General features: G+C 64.9%; 20 protein-coding genes and 1 pseudogene. 10 read left to right on the top strand and 11 right to left on the bottom strand.

All coding sequences use genetic code 11. From position 1 onward, the window contains the following. Positions 1-87: 87 nt before the first annotated feature. From J6525_RS10165 to J6525_RS10135, 7 genes and pseudogenes are all read right to left on the bottom strand, one after another. Positions 88-1,256: pseudogene (locus tag J6525_RS10165) on the bottom strand (mandelate racemase/muconate lactonizing enzyme family protein). Between the two features lie 135 nt (positions 1,257-1,391). Continuing rightward, a complete protein-coding gene (locus tag J6525_RS10160) occupies positions 1,392-1,658 on the bottom strand; it encodes a DUF3297 family protein (protein WP_092085724.1) in 267 nt (88 codons plus the stop codon). Next, positions 1,655-2,131, bottom strand: a complete 477-nt coding sequence (locus J6525_RS10155; RefSeq protein ID WP_225644061.1) for a glutathione peroxidase — start codon at positions 2,129-2,131, stop codon at positions 1,655-1,657. The genes J6525_RS10160 and J6525_RS10155 overlap by 4 nt, the downstream gene beginning before the upstream one ends. A gap of 1 nt (position 2,132) precedes the next feature. After that, positions 2,133-3,524 carry an amidase family protein gene (locus tag J6525_RS10150; RefSeq protein WP_225644059.1) on the bottom strand — a complete coding sequence of 464 codons (1,392 nt, stop codon included), beginning with the start codon at positions 3,522-3,524 and terminating at the stop codon, positions 2,133-2,135. Between the two features lie 71 nt (positions 3,525-3,595). Continuing rightward, on the bottom strand, positions 3,596-4,165 hold the full coding sequence (locus J6525_RS10145; protein WP_225161068.1) for a c-type cytochrome: 570 nt from the start codon (positions 4,163-4,165) through the stop codon (positions 3,596-3,598). A 122-nt stretch (positions 4,166-4,287) separates the two neighbouring features. Continuing rightward, the gene (locus tag J6525_RS10140; RefSeq protein WP_225644058.1) at positions 4,288-5,559 is read right to left on the bottom strand and encodes a PQQ-dependent sugar dehydrogenase; all 1,272 of its coding nucleotides are present in this window, start codon (positions 5,557-5,559) and stop codon (positions 4,288-4,290) included. 166 nt (positions 5,560-5,725) lie between these two features. Then, the gene (locus J6525_RS10135) at positions 5,726-5,983 is read right to left on the bottom strand and encodes a DUF6894 family protein (RefSeq protein WP_028332662.1); all 258 of its coding nucleotides are present in this window, start codon (positions 5,981-5,983) and stop codon (positions 5,726-5,728) included. A gap of 325 nt (positions 5,984-6,308) precedes the next feature. On the opposite strand from J6525_RS10135, the gene pqqA reads away from it, so the two are divergent. The 6 genes from pqqA to pip all read left to right on the top strand — a co-directional run bounded on the left by pqqA (position 6,309) and on the right by pip (position 10,775). Continuing rightward, positions 6,309-6,389 (top strand): pyrroloquinoline quinone precursor peptide PqqA, encoded by an 81-nt coding sequence (pqqA, locus tag J6525_RS10130; protein ID WP_035635412.1) that lies wholly within the window; start codon positions 6,309-6,311, stop codon positions 6,387-6,389. A gap of 159 nt (positions 6,390-6,548) precedes the next feature. After that, complete coding sequence (gene pqqB, locus J6525_RS10125; RefSeq protein WP_225644056.1) at positions 6,549-7,478, top strand: pyrroloquinoline quinone biosynthesis protein PqqB; 930 nt, start codon at positions 6,549-6,551, stop codon at positions 7,476-7,478. A 20-nt stretch (positions 7,479-7,498) separates the two neighbouring features. Continuing rightward, complete coding sequence (gene pqqC / locus J6525_RS10120; RefSeq protein ID WP_225644115.1) at positions 7,499-8,254, top strand: pyrroloquinoline-quinone synthase PqqC; 756 nt, start codon at positions 7,499-7,501, stop codon at positions 8,252-8,254. A gap of 10 nt (positions 8,255-8,264) precedes the next feature. Further along, the gene (gene pqqD / locus J6525_RS10115) at positions 8,265-8,573 is read left to right on the top strand and encodes a pyrroloquinoline quinone biosynthesis peptide chaperone PqqD (protein WP_225644054.1); all 309 of its coding nucleotides are present in this window, start codon (positions 8,265-8,267) and stop codon (positions 8,571-8,573) included. Beyond that, positions 8,570-9,814, top strand: coding sequence for a pyrroloquinoline quinone biosynthesis protein PqqE (pqqE, locus tag J6525_RS10110; protein ID WP_225644052.1), 1,245 nt, complete (start codon positions 8,570-8,572; stop codon positions 9,812-9,814). Before pqqD ends, pqqE begins: the two co-directional genes overlap by 4 nt. Next, entirely contained in the window at positions 9,804-10,775 is a 972-nt protein-coding gene (gene pip, locus J6525_RS10105; RefSeq protein ID WP_225644050.1) for a prolyl aminopeptidase, read from the top strand. The genes pqqE and pip overlap by 11 nt, the downstream gene beginning before the upstream one ends. A 65-nt stretch (positions 10,776-10,840) precedes the next feature. Here the strand turns inward: pip and J6525_RS10100 are convergent, their stop codons facing one another. Continuing rightward, positions 10,841-13,222 carry a caspase family protein gene (locus J6525_RS10100; protein WP_225644048.1) on the bottom strand — a complete coding sequence of 794 codons (2,382 nt, stop codon included), beginning with the start codon at positions 13,220-13,222 and terminating at the stop codon, positions 10,841-10,843. A 184-nt stretch (positions 13,223-13,406) separates the two neighbouring features. Here J6525_RS10100 and J6525_RS10095 point away from each other — a divergent pair, with 184 nt between their 5' ends. The 4 genes from J6525_RS10095 (at position 13,407) to J6525_RS10080 (ending at position 19,036) form a co-directional block, all read left to right on the top strand. After that, positions 13,407-14,078, top strand: coding sequence for a DUF4286 family protein (locus tag J6525_RS10095; protein WP_225644046.1), 672 nt, complete (start codon positions 13,407-13,409; stop codon positions 14,076-14,078). A 289-nt stretch (positions 14,079-14,367) separates the two neighbouring features. Beyond that, positions 14,368-16,167 (top strand): FAD-dependent oxidoreductase, encoded by a 1,800-nt coding sequence (locus J6525_RS10090; protein ID WP_225644044.1) that lies wholly within the window; start codon positions 14,368-14,370, stop codon positions 16,165-16,167. Further along, positions 16,137-17,984 carry a 2-oxoacid:acceptor oxidoreductase subunit alpha gene (locus J6525_RS10085; RefSeq protein ID WP_225644042.1) on the top strand — a complete coding sequence of 616 codons (1,848 nt, stop codon included), beginning with the start codon at positions 16,137-16,139 and terminating at the stop codon, positions 17,982-17,984. The genes J6525_RS10090 and J6525_RS10085 overlap by 31 nt, the downstream gene beginning before the upstream one ends. Continuing rightward, entirely contained in the window at positions 17,981-19,036 is a 1,056-nt protein-coding gene (locus J6525_RS10080; protein WP_038382970.1) for a 2-oxoacid:ferredoxin oxidoreductase subunit beta, read from the top strand. The genes J6525_RS10085 and J6525_RS10080 overlap by 4 nt, the downstream gene beginning before the upstream one ends. An 81-nt stretch (positions 19,037-19,117) precedes the next feature. Here J6525_RS10080 and J6525_RS10075 read toward each other — a convergent pair whose 3' ends face one another. From J6525_RS10075 to J6525_RS10065, 3 genes are all read right to left on the bottom strand, one after another. Continuing rightward, entirely contained in the window at positions 19,118-20,314 is a 1,197-nt protein-coding gene (locus J6525_RS10075; protein WP_225644041.1) for an ABC transporter substrate-binding protein, read from the bottom strand. Between the two features lie 252 nt (positions 20,315-20,566). Beyond that, complete coding sequence (locus J6525_RS10070; RefSeq protein WP_092085700.1) at positions 20,567-22,111, bottom strand: SpoVR family protein; 1,545 nt, start codon at positions 22,109-22,111, stop codon at positions 20,567-20,569. 4 nt (positions 22,112-22,115) lie between these two features. Next, positions 22,116-23,384 (bottom strand): YeaH/YhbH family protein, encoded by a 1,269-nt coding sequence (locus tag J6525_RS10065; RefSeq protein ID WP_076823957.1) that lies wholly within the window; start codon positions 23,382-23,384, stop codon positions 22,116-22,118. Positions 23,385-23,396 lie beyond the last annotated feature (12 nt).

Here is a 23,396-nt window from a genome sequence, read left to right as displayed (position 1 = left end):
AATAATTTCTTGAGCAACGCTCACAATATTTTGCGATCAAGCTCGTGCCCACCCCGCGCCCAGCGGATCGGCAGTCGCTGGCCGGACTTAGTCCGCCAGCGCCTTCATCTCCTTGTAGAGATCGGATTTGCCCTCGAAGCCGATGCCGGGAAGGTCGGGCATCACGATGTGGCCACCCTCGACACGCACGCCGTCCGGGAACCCGCCATAGGGCTGGAACAGGTCGGGGTAGCTCTCATTGCCGCCGAGGCCGAGGCCGGCCGCGATGTTGAGCGACATCTGGTGGCCGCCATGCGGGATGCAGCGGCTCGGCGACCAGCCGTGGGTCTTCAGCACCTCGAGCGTGCGCTGATACTCGCAGAGCCCGTAGGACAGCGCGCAATCGAATTGCAGCCAGTCGCGGTCCGGCCGCATGCCGCCGTAGCGGATCAGGTTCCGCGCATCCTGGTGACTGAACAGGTTCTCGCCGGTCGCCATCGCCCCCGGATAGAACTCGGCCAGCGCGGCTTGCAGCGCGTAGTCGAGCGGGTCGCCGGCCTCCTCGTACCAGAACAGCGGATACTCACGCAGCATCTTGGCGTAGGCGATCGCGGTCTCCAGATCGAAGCGGCCGTTGGCGTCGACCGCAAGCTGCGCCGCGCTGCCAATCTCCTTCAGCACCGCCTCGATGCGCTCGCGGTCCTCGGCAAGCGGCGCGCCGCCGATCTTCATCTTCACGACGTTGTAGCCGCGGTCGAGATAGCCGCGCATCTCCTTGCGCAGCGCGCCGAGGTCCTTGCCAGGATAGTAATAGCCGCCGGCGGCGTAGACGAAGACGCGCGGATTGGCGGTGAGGCCGTGGCGCTCGGCGAGCAGCCGGAACAGCGGCTTGCCCGCGATCTTCGCCACCGCGTCCCACACCGCCATGTCGATGGTGCCGACCGCGACCGAGCGCTCGCCATGGCCGCCCGGCTTCTCGTTCGACATCAGCGTCGACCAGATCTTGTCCGGATCGAGATGCCGCCATCGGCATCGAGCAGCGATTTCGGATCGGCTTCCTTGAGGCGCGGCGCAAAGCGCTCGCGGATCAGACCGCCCTGCCCGTAACGGCCGTTGGAATTGAAGCCGTAGCCGACCACCCGCTTGCCGTCGCGCACCGCGTCGGTGACCACGGCCACCAAGCTCGAGGTCATCTTGGTGAAGTCGATATAGGCGTTGCGGATCGGCGAGGAGATCGGTTTTGTGACCTCGCGGACGTCGACGATACGGACGGACATGGGGGGCTTTCTAAGTTAGGTTTGCCGTCCTCTCATCGTCATTGCGAGGAGCGAAGCGACGAAGCAATCCATTTCTCAACGAGCGGAGACGTGGATTGCTTCGCTTCGCTCGCAATGACGGCAGAGGAAGTGGCTTCAGGACTTCGTCTTATCCCGGAAATACGGCTCGACCGGCCCGTGCACCTTGATGGTCAGCGGATTGCCGTAACGGTCCTTGGCGTTACCAGCGGTGACGCGGACCCAGCCTTCGCTGATGCAGTACTCCTCGACATTGGTCTTCTCGACACCCTTGAACCGGATGCCGACATCGCGGGCGAGAATATCCGCATTGTAGTACGGGCTGTTCGGATCGACCGAGAGGCGGTCAGGGAATTGGTCCTTGGTGTCGTTGTCGTCGCTCATAGCAGCGCCTCGATTTCCTTCCTCAATCCTTCGGGCCGGGCGGTCGGCGCATGCCGCGCAACGACCTTGCCGGCGCGATCAACCAGGAACTTGGTGAAGTTCCATTTGATCGCGGGCCCGAGCAGGCCCGACTTCTCACGTTTCAGGTGTTCGTACAATGGATGCGCACCTGAGCCATTGACGTCGATCTTGGCGAACAGCGGAAACGTCACGGCGTAGTTGGTCTCGCAGAACGCGGCGATCTGCTTCGCATCGCCCGGCTCCTGCGCGCCGAACTGGTTGCAAGGGAAGCCGAGTACGGCAAAGCCGCGCGGCGACAGGCCGGCGTACAGCTCCTGCAGGCCCTTGTATTGCGGCGTGAACCCGCAGGCGCTCGCCGTGTTCACGATCAGCAGCACCTGGCCCTCGAACCGCTGCAGCGGCACGTCGTCGCCGGCGAGCGACTTGGCGGTGAAATCGTAGACGGTCGCCATCTCAACTGACCGGATCGATCGGCGACGACGGCGTGCCGCCGGCCTCGACCGCCTCACCAGCGGCAAGGCAGAGATCCTCGCGGTAGCGTCCGGCCACCAGTTGCACGCCGACCGGGATCCGTCCGACGAGACCGGTGGAGACCACGAGCCCGGGAAGCCCCATGAACGGGATCGCAATCTGCGGCAGCTGCGCGTGCCACACCCGCGCGAACGACGCCTCGTCCTTGCGGTCGAGATGGTCGGGGAACGGTAGCTCGCCGGACACCGGCATCAGCAGCACCGGATATTTCTCGAAGAAGGCGAACCATTCGCGCGTCAGGGTCGCGCGGCGGGTCAGCGCCTGCGACAGGTCGAACGGATGCACCCGGGCGCGGACGCCGCGCAGGCAGGCCAGTGCGCCGGGATCGCCCTCGCGCTCGGCGAATGCGAGCTGGGCCTCATAGCCGTCGCCGAGCCAGAGCCGGGTCTGGATCTCGGCCGCCTCGCGCAAGGACGGCGTGTTTGCAATTTCCTCAACGATCCAGCCGGCCTTCTGCAAGCGCTTGCCGGCATCGGCCACCGCGGCGACCACTTCCGGCACCGGATTAAGACCGTCGGGATTGAGGCACATCGCAACGCGCTTCTCGCGCGGCGGGCCTTCGAGCGGCACCGGCGCATACCAGGGGTCGCGATAGTCCGGCGCCGACATCGCCGCGAGCGAGATGCGCAGATCGTTGACGGTGCGCGCCAGCGGGCCCGAGACCGCGCTGATCTGCGGGCCGATCGGTCGCTCCGGCAAAGCCGAATTGAAGGCCGGGATACGGCCCATGCTTGGCCGCAGGCCGTGCACGCCGCAGGCATAGGCCGGATAGCGCACCGAGCCGGCGATATCGGTGCCGTGAGCGATGTGGCCGATGCCGGCCGCGACCGCCGAACCCGCGCCGCCGGACGAGCCGCCCGGGGTGATGCCGGGATCGCGCGGATTCTTGGTGTCGCCATGAATGAGGTTGGTGGTGAACCAGCGATAGGAGACCGCCGGACAATTGGTGCGGCCGAGCAGCACTGCGCCGGCCTTGCGCAGATTGGCGACCACTGGGTTGTCGACCTTGGCGATGACATCACGCTGCGCCTTCAGCCCGTTGGTGGTGGCGTAGCCCTCCTGGTCGACATTGACCTTGATGGTGACGGGCACGCCGGCGAGCGGCCCGACCGCCTCGCCGCGCGCAATGGCCGCATCGATCTTGGCTGCCTGCGCCAGCACGTCGTCCGGCCGGTGATCGACCACCGCGTTGAGCTTCGGGTTAACCGCGTCGAGCCGGGCGAGCCCCGCCTCCGCTGCCTCCTTCGCCGACACCTTCTTCGATTTGATGAGGCTGGCGAGCTCGGCCGCCGACAGACGCCAAATATCCTGCATGTGCAACTCCGTGTGACGCTGCGTTTTAGCGCCGCGCGGAGAACATGGCCAGCGGTCCGCCGCCTGATGTTTCAGCGGACATGCGCGATGTAATAGGCAAGGTCGCCGATCTGCTCCTTGGTGACCGTTTGCATCACGTCGGCCATGGTGGCGTCATAGCCATGGCGGCTGTTGTCCTTGTATTCGGCCAGCGTCTTGGCGAGGTAGTCCTCGCGCTGGTTGGCGATGCGCGGGACATTCTCCTTGCCGGAGAAATCGGTGTTGTGGCAGCTGTTGCAGCGGTTCTGCTGCGCCAGCGCCTGGCCCCGCGCCATCCGCGCCGGATCGCCGGCGTCAGCGGGCGGCGTGGGCTTCGGCAGGGTTGCGATGAAATCCGAGAAGCTGCGCAAATCGTCGTCGGTCAGCGGCTTCGCCATCTCGTTCATGGGGTCGAACACCCGCAGCTTCTCGCGGAACATGAAAAGCTGGATCAGCGCATAGGGCGCCGTCTGGCCGCCAAGCGACGGCGTGTTCTCGGTCTCGGACGTGCCATGCTCGCCATGGCAAGCAAAGCACGCCGCGGCGCGCTCCTGGATGGTCTCGGCATTTGCGGACACGGCGACGGAGGCGAGTGCCAGGACCGCAATGATCGTTTTGTGCATTGGCCTCTCCTGGCATGTTCCGTCATTGCGAGGAGCGAAGCGACGAAGCAATCCATATCGCCGCGAAGGCAGAATGGATTACTTCGCTTCGCTCGCAATGACGGTGACTGAGCTACCTCAACTTACTGATTGGCGACCTTCGGCTTGCCGTAGCTGACGCGATAGACCGCGCCGTTCCAGTCGTCGGAGACCAGTAGCGAGCCGTCCTTCAGCAGCATCACGTCGACCGGGCGGCCGACATATTTGTTGTCTTCGAGGAAGCCGGTCAGGAACGGCTCCATCGACTTCACGGTGCCGTCCTTGTTCAGCCTGACAGCGACCACGTCACCGCCCTGCTTCTGCGACTTGTTCCAGGAGCCGTGACGCGCGACGAAGATCACGTTCTTGTAGGTCTTCGGGAACATGCTGCCGGTGTAGAAGCGCATGCCGAGCGACGCGGTGTGCGGGCCCATCAGGCCGACCGGCGCGGTGTAGTCCTTGCAGTTCTTGCCCCAGCCGAGCTCCTGGTCGATGATGTTGCCCTGGTAGCAGTACGGCGCGCCGAAATCCTCGCCCGCCTTGGTGATGCGGTTGAGCTCGTCTTCCGGCACCGTCTCCGACAGCCAGTCGCGGCCGTTGTCGGTGAAGTACATCTGCTTGTTCTCGGGATTCCAGTCGAAGCCGACCGTGTTGCGCACGCCGAGCGCGTAGACCTCGGCGCCGGAGCCATCGAGATTCATGCGGCGGATCTGGCCGTGGTCGGCGTCATGCAGCACGTTGTTGCCGGGCTGTCCGACCGGAACATAAAGCTTGTTGTCGGGACCGACGGCGATGAACTTCCAGCCATGCGCCTCGTCCTTCGGCAGCTTGTCGTAGATGACAGTGGGCTTCGGCGGGTTGTCCAGATTGTCCTCGATCTTGTCGATCTTGGAGACCTTCGAGAGTTCGGCGATGTAGAGCGTGCCGTCCTTGAAGGCGACTCCGTTCGGACGATAGAGGCCCGAGGCGATCACCTTGACCGAACGCTTGCCGTCCTTGTTGACGATCGCATAGACCTTGTCGACGAGCCGGCTGCCGACGAACACCGTGCCCTTGTCGCCGAGCGCCAGCGAGCGCGCATTGGCCATGCCGGCCGCATAGACCTCGACATTGAAGCCGGCCGGCACCTTGAGCTTGGCGAGCGGCAGCTTGTCGGGCGCGGACGGAAGCGGCGGCGGCGCCACCGGCGCGAGCTTGGCGGCGGCTTCATTGTCCGGACGCCCGATCAAGGGCGAGCCAGGCGGCAGCGGCTGGGCGGCGGGGGCGGCACCTGCCGCCGGCGCGGCCGGCTGTTGCGCCGCAGCAGAGAGCGTGAACGCCCCGAGCATGGCCCCCGCGAGCAGCAAGCTGCGCGGTGCGAACGAGTGTTTTTTCATGAAGATCTCCCCTGGGTGGAAGCCGTTGTTGGTTGCGCCATTGACGTCACGCGGCGCCGTTCGGCTTTCCGTTCATAGTCTTGCGAATTTGTCCGGACAATTGCAATCGGAAGCATGCTGGCATCGGCCAACGCATGGTTGTGGCCGCGCGGCGGGCCAGCGCGCGTCAGTGTCTTGTCATCGAACGGTCCGGGCGATCGAGGATCGCCTCGGTGAATGGAAATTCCAGCACGACCTCGCCCTCGTCGTCGGTCACCTCGATCACGGCGCTGAGCAGCGCGCCGTCGGCGCCCTCGGTCTTGAGCAGTTCGCGAATCATCGCGCGCGCCATTTCCCACGCACGATCCGGGTCCCGCAGGATTTCGCCGTCGGGATCGGAGATCAGCTCGTCGCCGATACGGGTGTTGAAGAAATAGCGTGGCATCGGCTGAACTCGGCTCGGTTAGTCGCCTCCCGTCGCGGGGAAGCACAGGATCGTCACCGGGACCTTCGGAGGACCGCGGGCTGCTGTTTACTTATTCCAACATCACCATTCACCGTGTGGCTAACAACAGGAAAAAGGTCTGATGCCACGGGCTTTTGACGGGAAACGCGCGCACAAATTTGTGAGTGGGTAAGATTTGCTTGCCGCAGTGCAGCATGCCCTTGGAGGCGGCACCTTACAGAAAATTTAACTGGCGAACTTTTCCAACCACAGTAGTTTACTCTGCAGGGCGGAAAGTTCGTCCGGTTGCAACAAGGAGAGCCAAATGGCCTGGAAAGCACCGAAGATCGTCGAAGTGTCGGTCGGCATGGAAATCAACATGTATATGTGCGCAACCCGCAAGTAAGCGGCAGCGCCCTCTACACGTTTAGCGTTTTAGCGCAGGTGGACATCCGGGCGTAACGCGCTCCCGAGCAAGGGGGTGTGTTTCAAATCCGGAGTCCACCTCGTAACGTTTCTGGGTCCAACAAACTTCTCCAGGCCAAGCTTCTCCAGGGGACGGATCATGCTTCGTGTCGTCGTCCTGGGTGCCGCGGCGGGTGGCGGCGTTCCGCAGTGGAACTGCGGCTGTGCCGTCTGCAGGACGGCGCGGAGCAACCATCCCGAACTGCAGAGCACGCAAGCCTCGATCGCCGTCAGCGGCGATGGTGTGCACTGGTTCCTGGTCAATGCGTCCCCGGATCTGCGCCAGCAGTTGATTGTCACGCCGCAGCTGCATCCGAAGCACGGCGCACTGCGCCATAGCCCGATCGCGGGCGTCATCCTCACCAATGGCGAGATCGACGCGGTCGCCGGGCTGCTGTCGATGCGCGAAGGTTCGCCATTTGCGATCTACGCGCATGAGCGGGTGCTCGCGATCCTGCGCGCGAACAGCATCTTCAACGTGCTCAGCGACAAGAACGTCGACCGCCGGCCGATCGCGGTCGATCAGGCCTTCGAACCGGCCCTGCCCGACGGATCGCCGTCCGGGCTCGAGGTGCTGCCGTTTGAGGTTCCCGGCAAGGGCGCGTGGTATCTTGAGGGCAAGGCGCATCCGGCGGGCGCCGACGGCGTCGGCGATACTCTCGGCCTGCGTATTGCGGACAGGCGCAGCGGCAAATATTTCTACTTCCTGGCTGCCTGCGCACGGGTGACTGACGACCTGAAATCACGGCTCAAGGGCGCCCCGCTGGTGTTTTTCGACGGCACGGTGTGGCGCGACGACGAACTGATCGCGGCGGGCCTTGGCAACAAGACCGGCCAGGGCATGGGCCACATCGCGATGTCGGGCGATCAGGGTGCGATCGCCAGCCTCGCCGGGCTCGACATCGGACGAAAAGTGTTTTTGCATATCAACAACTCCAACCCGGCGCTGCTTGGGACCTCGGCCGAACGCAAGGCGGCCGAACAGGCGGGCTGGCAGATTCCCTCCGACGGAACGGAGATCGTGCTGTGAATGTCGTGGTGACCTCAGGAATGACCGCGCTCTCGATCGGCAAGGGCATCACGCTCGACAATGCCGAGGAGATGGAGGCGACGCTGCGCACGATCGGTGCCACGCGCTATCACAGCCTGCACCCGTTCCACCGCCTGCTGCACGGCGGCAAGCTCAACAAGGGCCAGGTCCAGGCCTGGGCGCTGAACCGCTATTACTACCAGAGCACGATCCCGCTGAAGGACGCGATGGTGATCTCGCGCTTCCGCGACCGCAAAACAAGGATCGAATGGCGCCACCGTATCGAAGATCACGACGGCGATCTCGGCAATGAAGGCGGCATCGAGCGCTGGCTGAAGCTGACCGAAGGCCTCGGCCTCGATACGGCTTACGTGGAGTCAACCGAAGGCATTCTGCCGGCGACGCGCTTTGCCGTCGAAGCCTATGTGCATTTCTGCCGCGACCGCACCCCGCTGGAGGCGATCGCCTCCTCGCTCACCGAACTGTTCGCGCCGAACCTGCACGAGGAGCGCATCTCGGGGATGCTGAAGCACTACGACTTCGTCAACCCCGACATCATGAGCTATTTCAGCCGTCGCCTCACCCAGGCGCCGCGCGACGCCGGCTTCGCGCTCGACTACGTCAAGCAGCATGCCAGGACGCCCGCCGAGCGCGAGGCGGTCTGCAATGCGCTGATCTTCAAGACCAACGTGCTGTGGGTGCAGCTCGACGCGCTGTATCACGCGTATGTCGACGGCCAGATTCCGCCCGGCGCCTTCGTGCCGAAGACAGGTTAGAGACACGATCATGGCCAGCCGCAACATCAGCGTCAGCGAGACCAGCCGGCCGAAACTGCCGCGCCATACCAAGCTGAAATTCGACGAGACGCGGCAGGTCTGGGTGATCCTGGCGCCGGAGCGCGTGCTGGCGCCGGACCAAATCGCGGTCGAGGTGCTGCAGCTGTGTGACGGCGTGCGCAGTGTCGCCGAGATGGTGGACCAGCTCGCCGAAAAATACGCCGCCCCACGCGAGGCGATCGCGACCGACGTGATCGCGATGCTGCAGGATCTGGCCGACAAGGGTTTTCTCACCGAAGCGCGCGAGAGCACAGCATGAGTGACACGCTCGCCGACAACAAGACGACAGCGCCGGGCCCGAGCGCAGCCCCAAGCGATGGGCTCGCCGTGCTGGAGAGCCGCCGCTCGGCGGCCGAGACCTACGGCATTCCCCTTGCGGTGCTGCTCGAGATCACCCACCGCTGCCCGCTGCAATGCCCCTACTGCTCCAACCCGGTCGAGCTCGACCGCGGCTCGACCGAGCTCACCACCGACGAATGGAAGAAGGTGCTGAGCGAGCTTGCCGAGCTCGGCGTGCTGCAGATCCATTTCTCCGGCGGCGAGCCGACCGCGCGCAAGGACATCGTCGAGCTGGTGCAGCACGCGACCGATGTCGGGCTCTATTCCAACCTGATCACCTCGGCCGTGCTGCTGACCAGGGACAAGCTTTCGGCGCTGGCCGACGCCGGCCTCAGCCATGTGCAGATCAGTTTTCAGGGCAACGAGCCCAACGTCGCCGACCGCGTGGCCGGGCTGAAGGACGCGCACAGAAAGAAGCTCGAGGTCGCGAAATGGACGCGCGAGCTCGAATTGCCGCTCACGGTGAATGCGGTGATGCACCGGCAGAACCTGCATCAGCTGCCCGACATCATCCAGATGGCGGTCGATCTCGACGCCGACCGGCTCGAGGTCGCCAACGTGCAGTATTACGGCTGGGCGCTGAAGAACCGCGCCGCGCTGATGCCGACGATCGAGCAAATCGAGGAGACCAGCCGCATCGTCGAGGAAGCCCAAATGCGCCTGAAGGGCACGCTCGCGATCGACTATGTGGTGCCAGATTACTACGCGCTGCGGCCGAAGAAATGCATGGGCGGCTGGGGCCGCCAGTTCTTCAACATCTCTCCGGCCGGCAAGGTGCTGCCGTGCCACGCCGCCGAGAGCATCACCGGTCTCGAATTCGAATCGGTGCGCTCGAATCATTCGATCGCCTGGATCTGGCAGAACTCGGAGGCCTTCAACCGCTATCGCGGCACCGGCTGGATGCCAGAGCCGTGCAAGAGTTGCGAATTCCGCGAGGTCGATTACGGCGGCTGCCGCTGCCAGGCCTTTGCGCTGACCGGCGATGCCGGCAACACCGACCCGGCCTGCGCGCTCTCGCCGCGACACGAGGAGATCTTCAAGCAGGCCGAGCGGGAATCCGCCGGCACGCAGAACCGCTTCCTGTATCGCAACTTCGCCGGCGGCACGTTGGAGACGGACGCCCCCCGGAACGAATCCCAGGACAAGCGCAATGGCGCCTGACGCCGACGTCGGCAAGGCCGCGAGGCGTGCCGATCCCTTTGCGCCGCTGACGTCGGAATGGCTCGACGTCGGCGATGGCCACGATCTCCATGTCGAGAGCGTCGGGCGCGAGGGCGGCATTCCCGCGGTCTATCTGCATGGCGGCCCCGGCAGCGGCTGCCAGCCCGATCATCGCCGGCTGTTCGATCCCGAGCGCTTTCACGCCGTGCTGTTCGACCAGCGCGGCTGCGGCCGCAGCCGGCCGAAGGGCAGCCGCGACAACAACACGACGCAGCACCTGATCGCGGACATGGAGAAGATCCGCGAGCGGTTCGGCTTCGCGCGCTGGATGGTGGTCGGCGGCTCCTGGGGCGCGACGCTGGCGCTGGCCTATGCGCAGGCCCATCCTGACAGGGTCAGCGGGCTGGTGCTGCGCGCGACGTTTCTCGGCACAGCCGAGGAGCTGGACGACGTTTTCCTGCGCGCCTTGCCGCGCTTCTATCCCGCCCTCCACGAGGACTTCCTCAACTTCCTGCCCGAGAGCGAGCGTGCATCGCCGCTTGCGGCCTATTATCGCCGCATTCTCGATCCGGACGCCGCCGTGCATGCGCCGGCCGCGCGGGCCTGGCACGACACCGAACGCGCGTTGTCGGAGCACACGCCGAAGCAGACGCGGCTCGATCTCAAGGCTTCAGGCGCCCTGCCCTCGACGCCGTTCATGGAGGCGCACTACTTCGCCAACAATTGCTTCATGCGGCCGCATCAATTGATGAGTGAGGCCGGCAAGCTCGCCGGCATTCCCGGCATCCTGGTGCAGGGCCGTTACGATCTGTTGTGCCCGCCCGCGACATCGCACGCGCTCGCCGCGCGCTGGCCGGGCAGCGAGGTCCGCATCATCGATGGCGCCGGCCACATCCTCTACGATCCCGGCATCCGCAACGCCGTGATGAAGGCGATCGCGGATCTGGCGGCCAAGCGCTAGACCGCCGCAGGAGCACCCTCGACATCAGGAGCCGGTGAAGAGTTCGACCGGCTCCCTTGCTTCCCTCAATGTTTGCACTTGCCGGGAGGACATGCCGGCGCTGCCCGTGGCGCGGCCGCGGGCCTTGGCGGCGCCGCCATCCGCGGTGGCGGCGCTGCGTGTTGCACCTGCATCGCCGGCCGTGGCGGCGGCGGCGCGGCGCGCGGAGCCGGTGCCGGCGCCGGACGCGGCGGCAAAGCCGCAGCACGAGGTGGCGGGGCAACCGGCCGCGGCGGCGGAGCCGCAGCCCGCACTGGCGGAGCTACGGCATGGACTGGCGGAGCTGCCGCATGCGCCGGCGCGGGCCGGGAGACCGGTGCCGGCGACACTGCCGCGCGCGCGGGTGCCGGACGCGCGGCCGGCGTCGGCCGTGTCGACATCGCGCGGTTCGCCGGTGACGGCGCCGCCGAGGGCTTCACGTTTGCGGTCGGAGCGGTCGCCGCATGCGGAAGCGGTTGCGCACCTGGCTTGCCGGCGGCCGCGGGTGAGGCGGGCGCGTTTGTCGCCGGCGCGACACCGGGCTTGGCCGGAGGAGCAGGCTGCGCATTGGCAGGCGCCATGGCAGTCGCCGGCTTGCCCGGCACCACCGTATTCGGCTTTGCCCCCGGTTGCGCGGCGCCGGGTTGTGCGGCTCCCGGCGGCACAGCGCCATGCTGCATGGCATTGGCCGGTGCGGTCGCCGACTGCGGCAGCGGCGGTCCATTTTTCGCGCCCGGCAGGGTATGCGCACCCGGTGTGCCCGGCGCGCCCATCGCATTCGGAGCGGCGGCGGCATTGGGAGTGGCAGCAGCGTTCGGTGCCGCGGCAGCGTTTGGTGCGGCGCGCGGAGCTCCCATCGCCGCACCTTGCGCGGGCGTCACGCCTTGCGGAGCGCCCGGCAGATTGGCGCGCTGCATTGCCGCGGCCGGCAGTCGCGGTGCCGCCGTCACCGGCGCGCCGCCCATCGCCGCCGTCACCCCGGCCGCATGGAGCTGCGCCGGCGTCGGGTTGGGATTGTTGATGACCGTATTGATGACCGTGGTGTTGTGGATGTTGTTGAACACGATGTTGTTCTGCGGCGGCACGACATAGGCCGGTGCGGCGACATAGGCCGGCATCGCCACGAACATCGGCGTCGGCAGCACGTACAGGCCGATCGGCGGCGGCGGTGGCGGCAGCACGACGAAGTCCGGCGGCGGCGGCGGCAGGAAGAACACCGGCGGCGGCGGTGGCGGCGCGAAGGCGAACACCGGATCGCTGTAATACAGCACCGGGCGGTCGACATAGTCGATCTCGTCGGGCGGCGGCGGCGGCACGTCGTAGTCGAGCACCGTGAACTGCGCCGGCGGTTCCAGCGCGGCCGACAGATAGGCGAGCCGGCGCCGGCAGTCGTAGGCATGCGGCCCGCGCGGATAGCGCCGCAGATACGACCAATACGCATCAGTCGAGTCGGCGTTGTAGGTGCGCCGCCAGGTGATCGCCTCGCGCCGCGCCGCCACGATCGCGCGCACGCGCTTGGCCAGCGGATCGTTCGGATAGGCCTGCAGGTAATCCTCGTAGCCCTGCAGCGTGTCGCGCTCCAGCGCCGCGGCGTAGGCATCCTGCGCCGAGAAATCGCGGATCGGCTTGGTACGCAGCCCGGCATCGACCTGCTGCGGCGGCGCGTCCGGCTTGCGCTCGAAGAACATGAACGGCGCGTCGACCTTGTGCGCATCCCACGGGATCTCGGCGCCCTTGGTCATCTCGTTGACGCGCAGGCGGACGCGGTCGAACACCTCGGGCAGGGTCAGGCCGCCGGTGCGGATCATTTCCGCCAGTGCTTGCGCATAAGGCCCGTAGGGCGGCGCACCGTCAGGGGCAACGGTACCGGGCGCCGAATTAAAGCCGATCAGCATCTTCGGATCGGGATCGACCAGCACAAGGCCGCCGGCCAGCGGCTGGCCCTCCTTGGCGAAGGGATTGCTGCGCGCCGCATCGAGCACGATCACGCCGGCCTTGATCGGCAGCGCCGAGAGCTGATGGCTGTAGTCGGAGATGCGGATCGCCTCGACCGGCACGTCGGTGTCGCGGGCAATCTTGGCGTCGACCGGCACGAAATAGTTCTCGCCGGTGAGCTGCACGCCGTAGCCGGCGAGATACACGAAGGCCACGGCATTGGGCCCCGCCTCCTGCACCTTCTGCATGAAATCGCGGAACGATTTGCGCAGCGTCTCGCCGTCGAGATCGCGTGCGCCGATCACGTCGAAGCCGGCGGCCTGCAAGGTCTGCGCGATCAGGCCGGCGTCGTTCGCGGCGGTCTGCAACGCGCCGGCCTCATAGGCGCCGTTGCCGACGACAAGTGCGAGACGCTTTTCCTGATCCTGCGCATGCACGGGAAGCGAGGCGAACGACACCAGACCGACGATCAATGCCCACAGAATGCGTGCCATGGTGGTCGTCCCTTTTCTTCTCGAGAGTTGGCGTAACGAATGAAATGCTACCTCTGTGAACCGGTGCTGAACAGCATTGCGGCAATTGTGGCAATCCTTGGTCTGTGGTGCCGGGAACCGGCTTCCCTGGTCCGCGCGATCAGGCGATATTGCGCGGATAAAACAGGCAAAAAAGGAGCACTCCATGCCAATCGCCGGACAAGGCATGCTGCTGACCTCGATGGATATCGACAGCTTGCACGAAGCTGAATTCAATCGCTGGTACGACCGCGAGCATCTCGAGGAACGGGTCGCCATCGACGGCTTCCTGGAAGCCCGCCGCTACGTCGCCCATGACGGCAAGCCGAAATATCTCAGCCTCTACTCGACCGCGACCTTCGATGTGCTCGAGAGCCCGGCCTATCGCAAGGCGCTCGCCAACCAGACCGACTGGTCGAAAGCCAACATCGCGCGCTTTCAGAACATGATCCGGGGCGTTGCGCGCATCACGATCAGCCGCGGCGTCGGCAGGGGTGCAGCCCTCGGCATCATCCGCCTGCGCCCACCTGCCGAAGGCGCGGACAAACTCCGCGCTGCATTGCGGGAGCAACTCGATCCAGCTTCGCGCGACGGCATCATCTCGATGCACCTTCTGGAGAACGACCCTGACCTGTCGAAACCGCTCACGCCGGATGCGGCGAAACCCGATCCCGGCGCCGGCGACTGGTTCGTGCTGATCGACGCCACCGACGTCGGCGCGGTCCCCGCGGCGGCCGCAGGCATCACCGGCAATGCAGCCTTGAAGCCGCTCGTGATCACCAGCGGCGTCTACAGGCTGTTGTGGGATATCGCGAAGAGCGACCTTCCGCGCGAGTAAGCCTGATGCGGAAGCGTGCGAAGCGCTGTCCCGAAAAACATTTTCTCAAGCAAGCGTGGCGGTGCAGATCATGCTGCACTGCCACATAACGCAATCGAGATTAACGCTACACGCGCATCAGCCGCGCGAAAGCTGATGATCGGACAATTTAGCCTTTGCCTTCTCTGGAACGGCTCTAATAAGATAAGCCTATGATCCAATTCAAAAACCAGAACAACGCCACGTGAGCGTTCGTCGTCAACGATAAGGCCGCGCGGGTCTGGCATTTTCGCGCGGGTCAAAGGTAGGAATGAAACCGACTGATATCTCGGCGCCTGATTACTTCCACAAAGTAGTCGATTGCCAATGGGCCTGTCCCGCACACACCCCTGTTCCCGAGTACATCCGGTTGATTGCTGAGGGGCGTTACAGCGACGCCTACATGATCAATTGGAAGTCCAACGTGTTCCCCGGCATTCTCGGGCGCACCTGCGACCGTCCATGCGAGCCGGCATGCCGCCGCGGCCGGGTCGAGGACAATCCGGTCGCGATCTGCCGCCTGAAGCGCGTCGCGGCCGACTTCAAGGACGACATCAAGCACCGGCTGCCGAAGCCCGGGCCGAAGAACGGCAAGCGCATCGCGCTGGTCGGCGGCGGCCCTGCCTCGCTCACCGTGGCGCGCGATCTCGCGCCGCTCGGCTATCACTGCACCGTGTTCGACGGCGATCCCAAGGCCGGCGGCATGATGCGCAGCCAGATTCCGAAATTCCGCCTGCCCGACAGCGTGATCGACGAGGAGACCGACTACATCCTGAACCTCGGTGTCGAGTTCAGGGGTGGTCAGCGCGTCGACAGCCTGAAGCAGCTGCTCACCGAGAACTATGACGCGGTCTTTGTCGGCTCTGGCGCGCCGCGGGGCCGCGAGCTCGACATCCCCGGCCGCAAGGAGGGCGCCGCCAACATCCATATCGGCATCGAGTGGCTGGCCAACGTGTCGTTCGGCCACGTCGACAAGATCGGCCGCCGCGTCATCGTGCTCGGCGGCGGCAACACGGCGATGGATTGCTGCCGCACCGCGCGCCGCCTTGGCGGCGAAAGCGTCAAGGTGATTGTCCGCTCCGGCTTCGAGGAAATGAAGGCCTCGCCGTGGGAGAAGGAAGACGCGCTTCACGAGGACATCCCGATCCTGAACTACATGGTGCCGGTGGCGTTCAAGCATGTGGCCGGCAAGCTGATCGGCGTTACCTTCCAGAAGGTGAAGGCGGAGTACGACGCCACGGGCCGCCGCAATCTGGTGCCCTCGGGCGAGCCTGACGAGACCGTGCCCTGCGACGATGTGCTCGTTGCGGTCGGCCAGGAGAACGCGTTCCCCTGGATCGAAGCCGATTGCGGCATCGAATTCGACAAGTGGCACATGCCGAAGGTCGATCCCAAGACGTTCGTCTCGACCAATCCGAAGGTGTTCTTCGGCGGCGATGCGGCGTTCGGGCCGAAGAACATCATCTGGGCGGTGGCGCATGGCCACGACGCCGCGCTTTCCATTCACCGATTGCTGTCCGGCGAGGACATCAACGAGCGCCCGCTGCCCGAGGTGAACGTCTCCTCGCAGAAGATGGGCATCCACGAGTGGAGCTACGACAACGACATCTCCGCCGACAAGCGCTTCAAGGTGCCGCATCGCGACAAGGTGGTCGCGCTGAAGGACATCCGCGCCGAGGTCGAGCTCGGTTACGACCTCAAGCTCGCGCTCGGCGAGGCGCAGCGCTGCCTGAATTGCGACGTGCAGACGGTGTTTTCCGCGCCGCTGTGCATCGAATGCGACGCCTGCGTCGACATCTGTCCGATGGACTGCATCAGCTTCACCGAGAACGGTGAGGAGGATGATTTGCGGCAGCGGCTGAAAGCGCCCTCGCCGCATCACGACCAGGCGCTCTACGTCTCCGGCGACCTCAAGACCGGCCGCGTCATGGTGAAGGACGAAGACGTCTGCCTGCATTGCGGGCTGTGTGCCGAGCGCTGCCCGACCGGCGCCTGGGACATGCAGAAGTATCTCATCGATATGGTTCAAGCGGGATCAACATGTCAGTCCAAAGCCCGATCAGCAGCGTAAACGACTTCGTCGTCCGCTTCGCCAACGTCAACGGTTCGGGCTCGGCCTCCGCCAACGAACTGTTCGCGCGTTCGATCCTGCGCCACGGCGTGCCGGTCTCACCACGCAACATCTTCCCCTCCAACATCCAGGGCCTACCGACCTGGTATGAGGTGCGCGTCACCGAGGACGGCCATCTCGGCGCCCGCGGCGGCGTCGACTTGATGGTGGCGATGAACCCGCAGACCTGGGACAAGGACGTCGCCTCGATCGAGCCCGGCGGCTATCTGTTCTACGATTCGACCAAGCCGATGCCGTCGTCGAAATTCCGCGAGGACATCACCGTCATCGGCGTGCCGCTGACCGCGATCACCAACTCGACCTACACCGATCCCAGGCAGCGCCAGCTGTTCAAGAACATCATCTATCTCGGCGCGCTCTGCGCCCTGCTCGACCTCGATCCCAAGCTGGTCGAGCAGCTGATCGGCGAGCAGTACAAGGGCAAGGAGAAGCTGCTCTCCTCGAACGTCCATGCGCTGCATCTCGGCCGCGACTGGGCGCTGCAGAACCTGAAATGCCCACTCGGGCTGCGGGTGAAAAAGTCCGACAAGGTCGGCGACCGCATCTTCGTCGAAGGCAACAGCGCGGCCGCGCTCGGCGCCGTCTATGGCGGCGCCACCGTGTGCGCCTGGTATCCGATCACGCCGTCATCGTCGGTGGCGGAGGCCTTCACCAGCCACTGCAAGAAGTACCGCCACGATCCCGAGACCGGCAAGGCGAAATATGCGATCGTGCAGGGCGAGGACGAACTCGCCTCGATCGGCATCGTGATCGGCGCGTCCTGGAACGGCGCGCGGGCCTTCACCGCGACCTCGGGTCCGGGCATTTCGCTGATGACCGAGTTCATCGGGCTGTCCTATTTCGCCGAGATCCCGGCCGTGATCATGAACATCCAGCGCGCCGGCCCCTCGACGGGCATGCCGACCCGCACCCAGCAATGCGACGTCATCACCTGCGCCTATGCCTCGCATGGCGATACCAAGCACGTGCTGCTGTTCCCGGAGGATCCGGCGGAGGCGTTCGAGTTCGCCGCGGCCGCCTTCGACCTCGCCGAACGGCTGCAGACCACGATCTTCCTGATGCTCGATCTCGACATCGGCATGAACCACCGGCTGTGCCGTCCGCTGAAGTGGGATGACGCGAAGCAATACGACCGCGGCAAGGTGATGACGGCGGAGATGCTGGAGGAAGGCCGCGACTTCGGCCGCTATCTCGACGTCGATGGCGACGGCATCCCCTATCGCACCTATCCCGGCACGCATCCGACCAAGGGTTCCTACTTCACCCGCGGCACCTCGCGCGACCGCTACGCGCGCTATTCCGAGGAAGGCGCGGTCTACGCCGACAACATGCAGCGCCTGGTGCGCAAGTTCGAGACCGCGCAGGACATGGTGCCGCGGCCGCTGCAGGCCAATGCGGCCAAGCCCACCAAATACGGCGTGATCTATTTCGGCTCGACCTCGCCCGCGATGGACGAGGCGATCGGGATCCTGGAGGCGCGCGGCCACCAGCTCGACCGCATGCGCATCCGCGCCTTCCCGTTCCACTCCAGCGTCGCGAGCTTCATCGCCGATCACGACTTCGTCTACGTGGTCGAGCAGAACCGCGACGCCCAGCTTCGCCAGCTGATCGTCAACGAGAACGGCATCGACCCCGTCAGGCTGGTGCCGATCCTGCACTATGACGGCACGCCGATCACCGCGCGCTTCATCGCGGGCGCCATCGGCGACCATCAGGACCACCTCAAGGTGACCCCTCTCCGCAAGGCCGTGACATGACCTACATTGCAAAGCCGAAGTTTCATCATCCCAGCCTGAAGAAGAACGAGCTGGGCTATACCCACCGCGACTACGAGGGGAAGATCTCGACGCTGTGCGCCGGCTGCGGCCACGATTCGATCACCGCCTCGATCATCGAGGCCTGCTACGAGCTCTCGATCGAGCCGCACCGGGTGGCGAAGATTTCCGGCATCGGCTGCTCGTCGAAGACGCCGGACTATTTCCTCGGCAATTCGCACGGCTTCAACTCGGTGCACGGCCGCATGCCGTCGGTACTGACCGGTGCCAACCTCGCCAACCGCGACCTGATCTATCTCGGCGTCTCCGGCGACGGCGATTCCGCCTCGATCGGCTTCGGCCAGTTCGCGCATTCGATCCGGCGCGCCGTCAACATGACCTACATCGTCGAGAACAACGGCGTGTACGGTCTGACCAAGGGCCAGTTCTCGGCCACCGCCGACCGCGGCTCGAAATCGAAAAAGGGCGTCACCAATACCGACAATGCGATCGACCTGGTCGCGATCGCGCTGCAACTCGGCGCCACCTTCGTGGCGCGCAGCTTCTCCGGCGACAAGACCCAGCTGGTGCCGCTGATCGCGGCCGCGATCCGTCACAAAGGGGCGTCCTTCATCGACGTGATCAGCCCCTGCATCGCCTTCAACAACCACGCCGGCTCGACCAAGAGTTTCGACTATGTCCGCGAGCACAATGACGCGGTGAACCGCCTCGACGTGCTGGTCGGCCGCGATCCGATCAGCGTCGACTATGCGCCGGGCACCGTGCAGGTGGTCGAGCAGCATGACGGCTCCAGGCTGGCGCTGCGCAAGCTCGACGCCGACTACGATCCGCATGATCGTCTGGGCGCGATGACCTTCCTGCAGAAGCACGCGGCCAAGGGCCAGATCGTCACTGGCCTGCTCTATGTCGATCCGGATGCCGAGGATCTGCACACCCATCTCGACACCGTCGAGACGCCGCTCAACACGCTGGACGAGCAGGCGCTCTGCCCCGGCTCGGCCGTGCTGGACAAGATCAACGCCAGCCTGCGCTGAGCAGTGGCAGCACACTCCGTGTCGTCCCTGCTCCCGTGCGCAATTGCGCACTAGGCAGGGACGACAGCGAGTTGGTGACGGCTACTTGTCGCTCAAGACGTCGCCGAACAGCGCCCAGGACTTGCCGTCGAACCGCGCCATCTGGATTTGCCGGATCGGCGTCACATTGTCGGGCTCGGTCTGTACCTTGATGCCGGGCAACAGCATCGGCAATTCGAGCGCCTTCAGATTGGTCGCCTGCTTGATGATGTTAGCGCGGCTGTAATCGCCGTTGCAGTTCTTCAGCACCGCCGTCATGACCTGCGCCACCGTGTAGCCCTGCACGTTGAAGAGGTCGCCCGGGCTCGCATTCGGCTGGTACTTCTTCATCCAGTCCGCAAACTCCTTCTGCGCGGGATCGTCGGTCCAGCGCGGATCGGTCGGATCCTTCAGATAGAGGCCGGTCACGACGCCGATGACGTTCTCGAGGCCGGCCGGTTCAAGCACCGCGGAGACGGAATTGGAGACGGTCGGCAGGATGGTCAGCGGCTTCCAGCCCATGCTCGCCGCCTTGCGCAGCGCCTGGGCCGCGAATTTCGGCGTCGCCTCCGCGAAGAAGACGTCCGCGCCGGACTCGCGCATCGTCACCATCTGGGAATCGATGGTGGGATCGGTCGTGAGATACGTGGTCTCGGCGACGATCTGGCCGATATGCTCGCCGAGCCCGTCCTTGAAACCCCTCAGATAGTCCTTGCCGGCGTCCTCGTTCGGCGTGATGACGGCGATCTTCGCATCCGGCTTGGTCTTCAGGATGTATTTTGCGTAGAGCCGGCCTTCGAGCTCGTATGTCGGATTGAAACCGACCGTCCACGGGAACTGCTTTGGATCGTTCCAGCGCGTCGCGCCGGAGGACACGAACAGCTGCGGCACGCGCTTGATGTTGAGGTACTTCTGCACCGAGATGTTCGGCGCGGTGCCGACCGCGCTGAAGATCGCGAGCACCTCGTCCTGCTCGACGAGCTTGCGGGTCTGCTCGACGGTCTTCGACGGCGAATAGGCGTCGTCGAGACTCTCGAAGTCAATCTTGCGGCCGTTGATGCCGCCCTGATCGTTGAGCATCTGGAAATATGCGGCTTCGGCACGCGCGATGGTGCCGTAGGCCGACGCCGGGCCGCTATAGGGCGCGGTGTTTCCTATTTTGATCGCGGTGTCGGCTGCCACGGACGGCGAGATCAAGGAGGCCGTGAGCGCGGTGAAGGCGAGAAAGCCCGCCAGGCAAGTGCGAGTTGACAAGAGCATATCCTTTTCTTGGTTTTCTTGACGCGGCGCACATTATCCATCGCGTCCGCGCAGGCAATCACCAAGAACGTCTCGCGAGATTTCCGCATGCCGGCAATCGCGCTCGCGCATAGAACGCCATGCGCTTTCAAAGTCGGAATGTTGCCGGCATGTTCATGATGTGAGCCTTCGATAGACATGAAGGTTCACCGAGCAAGACTCGCATTCCGCGCGGCGGTGCGCGCCGCGCTCATTATCGCGAGAGCGTGATCCTCACGCCGCGACCGCAGCCGCGCGCGGGCTGACGACGTATTCCTTCAGCACCTTGTCGGTGCCGTCGATTTCGGTCAGCGCGACGTCGTAGGACCACAGATCGGCGAGGTGTTGCAGCACGCGCCGCGCGTCGGTCTCGTTGAGTTGCGCGCCCTTCACGGTGGTGTGGCGCAGCATCAGGCGGCGATCGCCGTCGAGATCGACATCCACGACCTCGATATTGGCGTCGACGAAGCCGACGTCGTATTGCCGCGCCAGCTCGCGGCGGACCCGGCGGTAGCCGCGCTCGTCGTGGATCGCGTCGACCTTGATCCCCTGGCTTTCCGCGGGGTCGTCGTGCAAATGGAACATGCGGAAGCGCCGGATCAGCGCCGGGCTGAGGAACTGGTTGATGAAGCTCTCGTCGCGGTAGTTGCTCCAGATCTCGCGCAGCACGCCCTCGACGTCGCCCTTGCCGGCGATGTCGGGGAACCACTCGCGGTCCTCGTCCTCCGGATTTTTCACAATCCGCTCGATGTCCTGCATCATGGCGAAGCCGAGCGCGTAGGGATTGAAGCCGGAATAGCGGCGGTCGTCGAATTCGGGCTGGAACACCACATTGGTGTGCGACTGCAGGAATTCGAGGAAATTGCCGTCGGTGAGCCGGCCCTGCTGATGCAGCCGGCTCATGATGCGGTAATGGACGTAGGTCGCGGTGCCCTCGTTCATCACCTTGGTCTGGCCCTGCGGGTAGAAATACTGCGCGATGTGGCGGACGATGCGGATCAGCTCGCGCTGCCAGGGTGCAAGCCGCGGCGCGGTCTTCTCGAGGAAATAGAGGATGTTCTCCTGCGGCAAGCCGAGCAGCGCGCGGCGGCGCTCGGCCGTGAGCGTAGCCTTGCTCTTGGCCTTGGTGTTCGGCACCGTCCGCCACAAATCGTTGAACACGCTTTCCTCGTGCTGCCGGCGCTCGCCGGCCCGTTTCTCCTCGGCACGCAAATCGAGCGTCTTCTTTCCGGGATAGCGGTCGACGCCATGCGACATCAGCGCATGCGCGGCATCGAGCGTCCGCTCCACCGTCTCGCGGCCGTGGCGGTCCTCGCAGACCGCGATGTAGCCCTTGGCGAATTCCAGATAGTCGAGAATGCCGTCGGCATCGGTCCACTGCTTGAACAGATAGTTGTTCTTGAAGAAGTGATTGTGCCCGAACGCCGCGTGCGCGATCACCAGCGTCTGCATCGTCGCCGTGTTCTCCTCCATCAGATAGGAGATGCACGGCGAGGAATTGATCACGATCTCATAGGCGAGGCCCATCAGGCCCTTGCGATAGGACGCTTCCTGGAACGCGAACTGCTTGCCGAACGACCAGTGCTTGTAGAACAGCGGCATGCCGACCGAGGAATAGGCGTCGAGCATCTGCTCGGCGGTGATCACCTCGATCTGGTTGGGATAGACGTCGAGCCCGAGCTCGGTGCGCGCGATTTTCTCGCAGGCGTCGTGGACCCGCTGCAAGATCTGGAAATCCCAATCGGCGCCCTCGAACAGCCGCTCCCCGGAAGAACCCATCACGCTACACCCTTTCCTGCTTGCTGCGGCGCTTGAACAGGTCCTGGAACACCGGGAAGATCTCGCCGCGCTCGCTCACCTTGCGCATCGACAGCGGCGCGCCCTCGTTGCGCAGACGCTCATAGAGCGTCCAGAGCGAGGAGTCCGGCATGTCGAAGGTGTAGTTGGCGGCTTCGCCGACCTCGAGATAGGCGAAGAACTGGCAGACCGGCAGGATCTTGTCGGTCAGGAGGTGACCGGTCAGCGCGCTGTCGGAGGTCATGTTGTCGCCGTCCGAGGCCTGGGCGGCGTAGATGTTCCAGTCGGCCGGACGGAAGCGGGTGCGGACGATATCGTTCATCGCGACCAGCGCGCTCGACACCAGCGTGCCGCCGGAAGCCGGTCCGTGGAAGAAGGTGTCCTCGTCGACCTCCTCGGCGCGGTCGGTATGGCGGATGAACACGATCTCGACGTGCTTGTAGCGCCGCTTCAGGAACACGTAGAGCAGCATATAGAACCGCTTCGCCAGATCCTTCATGTGCTCGGACATCGAGCCCGATACGTCCATCAGGCAGAACATCACGGCCTGCGCCACCGGCTTCGGCACCGTCTCGAAGCGGCGATAGCGGATGTCGATCGGATCGATGAACGGGATCCGCTTGGCCTTGGCCTTCAGCGCTTCGAGCAGCGCCAGCAGCTCGCGGCGCCGCGCATCGTCATCGCATTCGGCAAGCTCCGCCTCGAGCGCCTCGATGTCGTCCTTGCGCGGCCGGCGCAGTGCCACGCGCCGCGCCAGCGCCCGGCTCACCGTGCGGCTGATCGAGATGTTGGCGGGCGAGCCGGAGGTCGCATAGCCGGCGCGTTGAATACCTTCGCTTTCGGTTTCCGCGAGCTTGCGCTTGGCAAGATCGGGCAGTTCGAGGTCGTCGAGGAAGAGATCGACGAATTCGTCGCGGCTGAGCACGAAGCGGAAGGCGTCCTCGCTGTCGCCCTCGCCTGCGCCGGAGCCCTTGGCGCCGCTTTGGTTCGGGCGCTGCAGCCAGTCGCCCTCGACGAACTTCTTGTTGCCGGGCAGCACCATGTCACGCGTGCCGCCCTCGCGCCGGAACCGCGGCTCGTCCATGCCGTCCAGCGGGATTGTCACTTCGCCACCTTCCAGGACATCCTTGATGTCCCGGTCCTGTGACGACTTCTTGACGGCCCCCTGCACCAGCGCCTTGGCGCGCCGCAGGAAGCGCTGGCGGTTCTCCAGGCTCTTGCTACCCGGATTCAACCGCCGATCGACGATATGCATGACCACGTTGCA

It is taken from the genome of Bradyrhizobium australafricanum, assembly GCF_020329495.1.
GTDB lineage: Bacteria > Pseudomonadota > Alphaproteobacteria > Rhizobiales > Xanthobacteraceae > Bradyrhizobium > Bradyrhizobium australafricanum.
The sequence above is the reverse complement of the archived record's forward strand: the minus strand, read 5'-3'. Positions and strand labels throughout refer to the sequence as shown.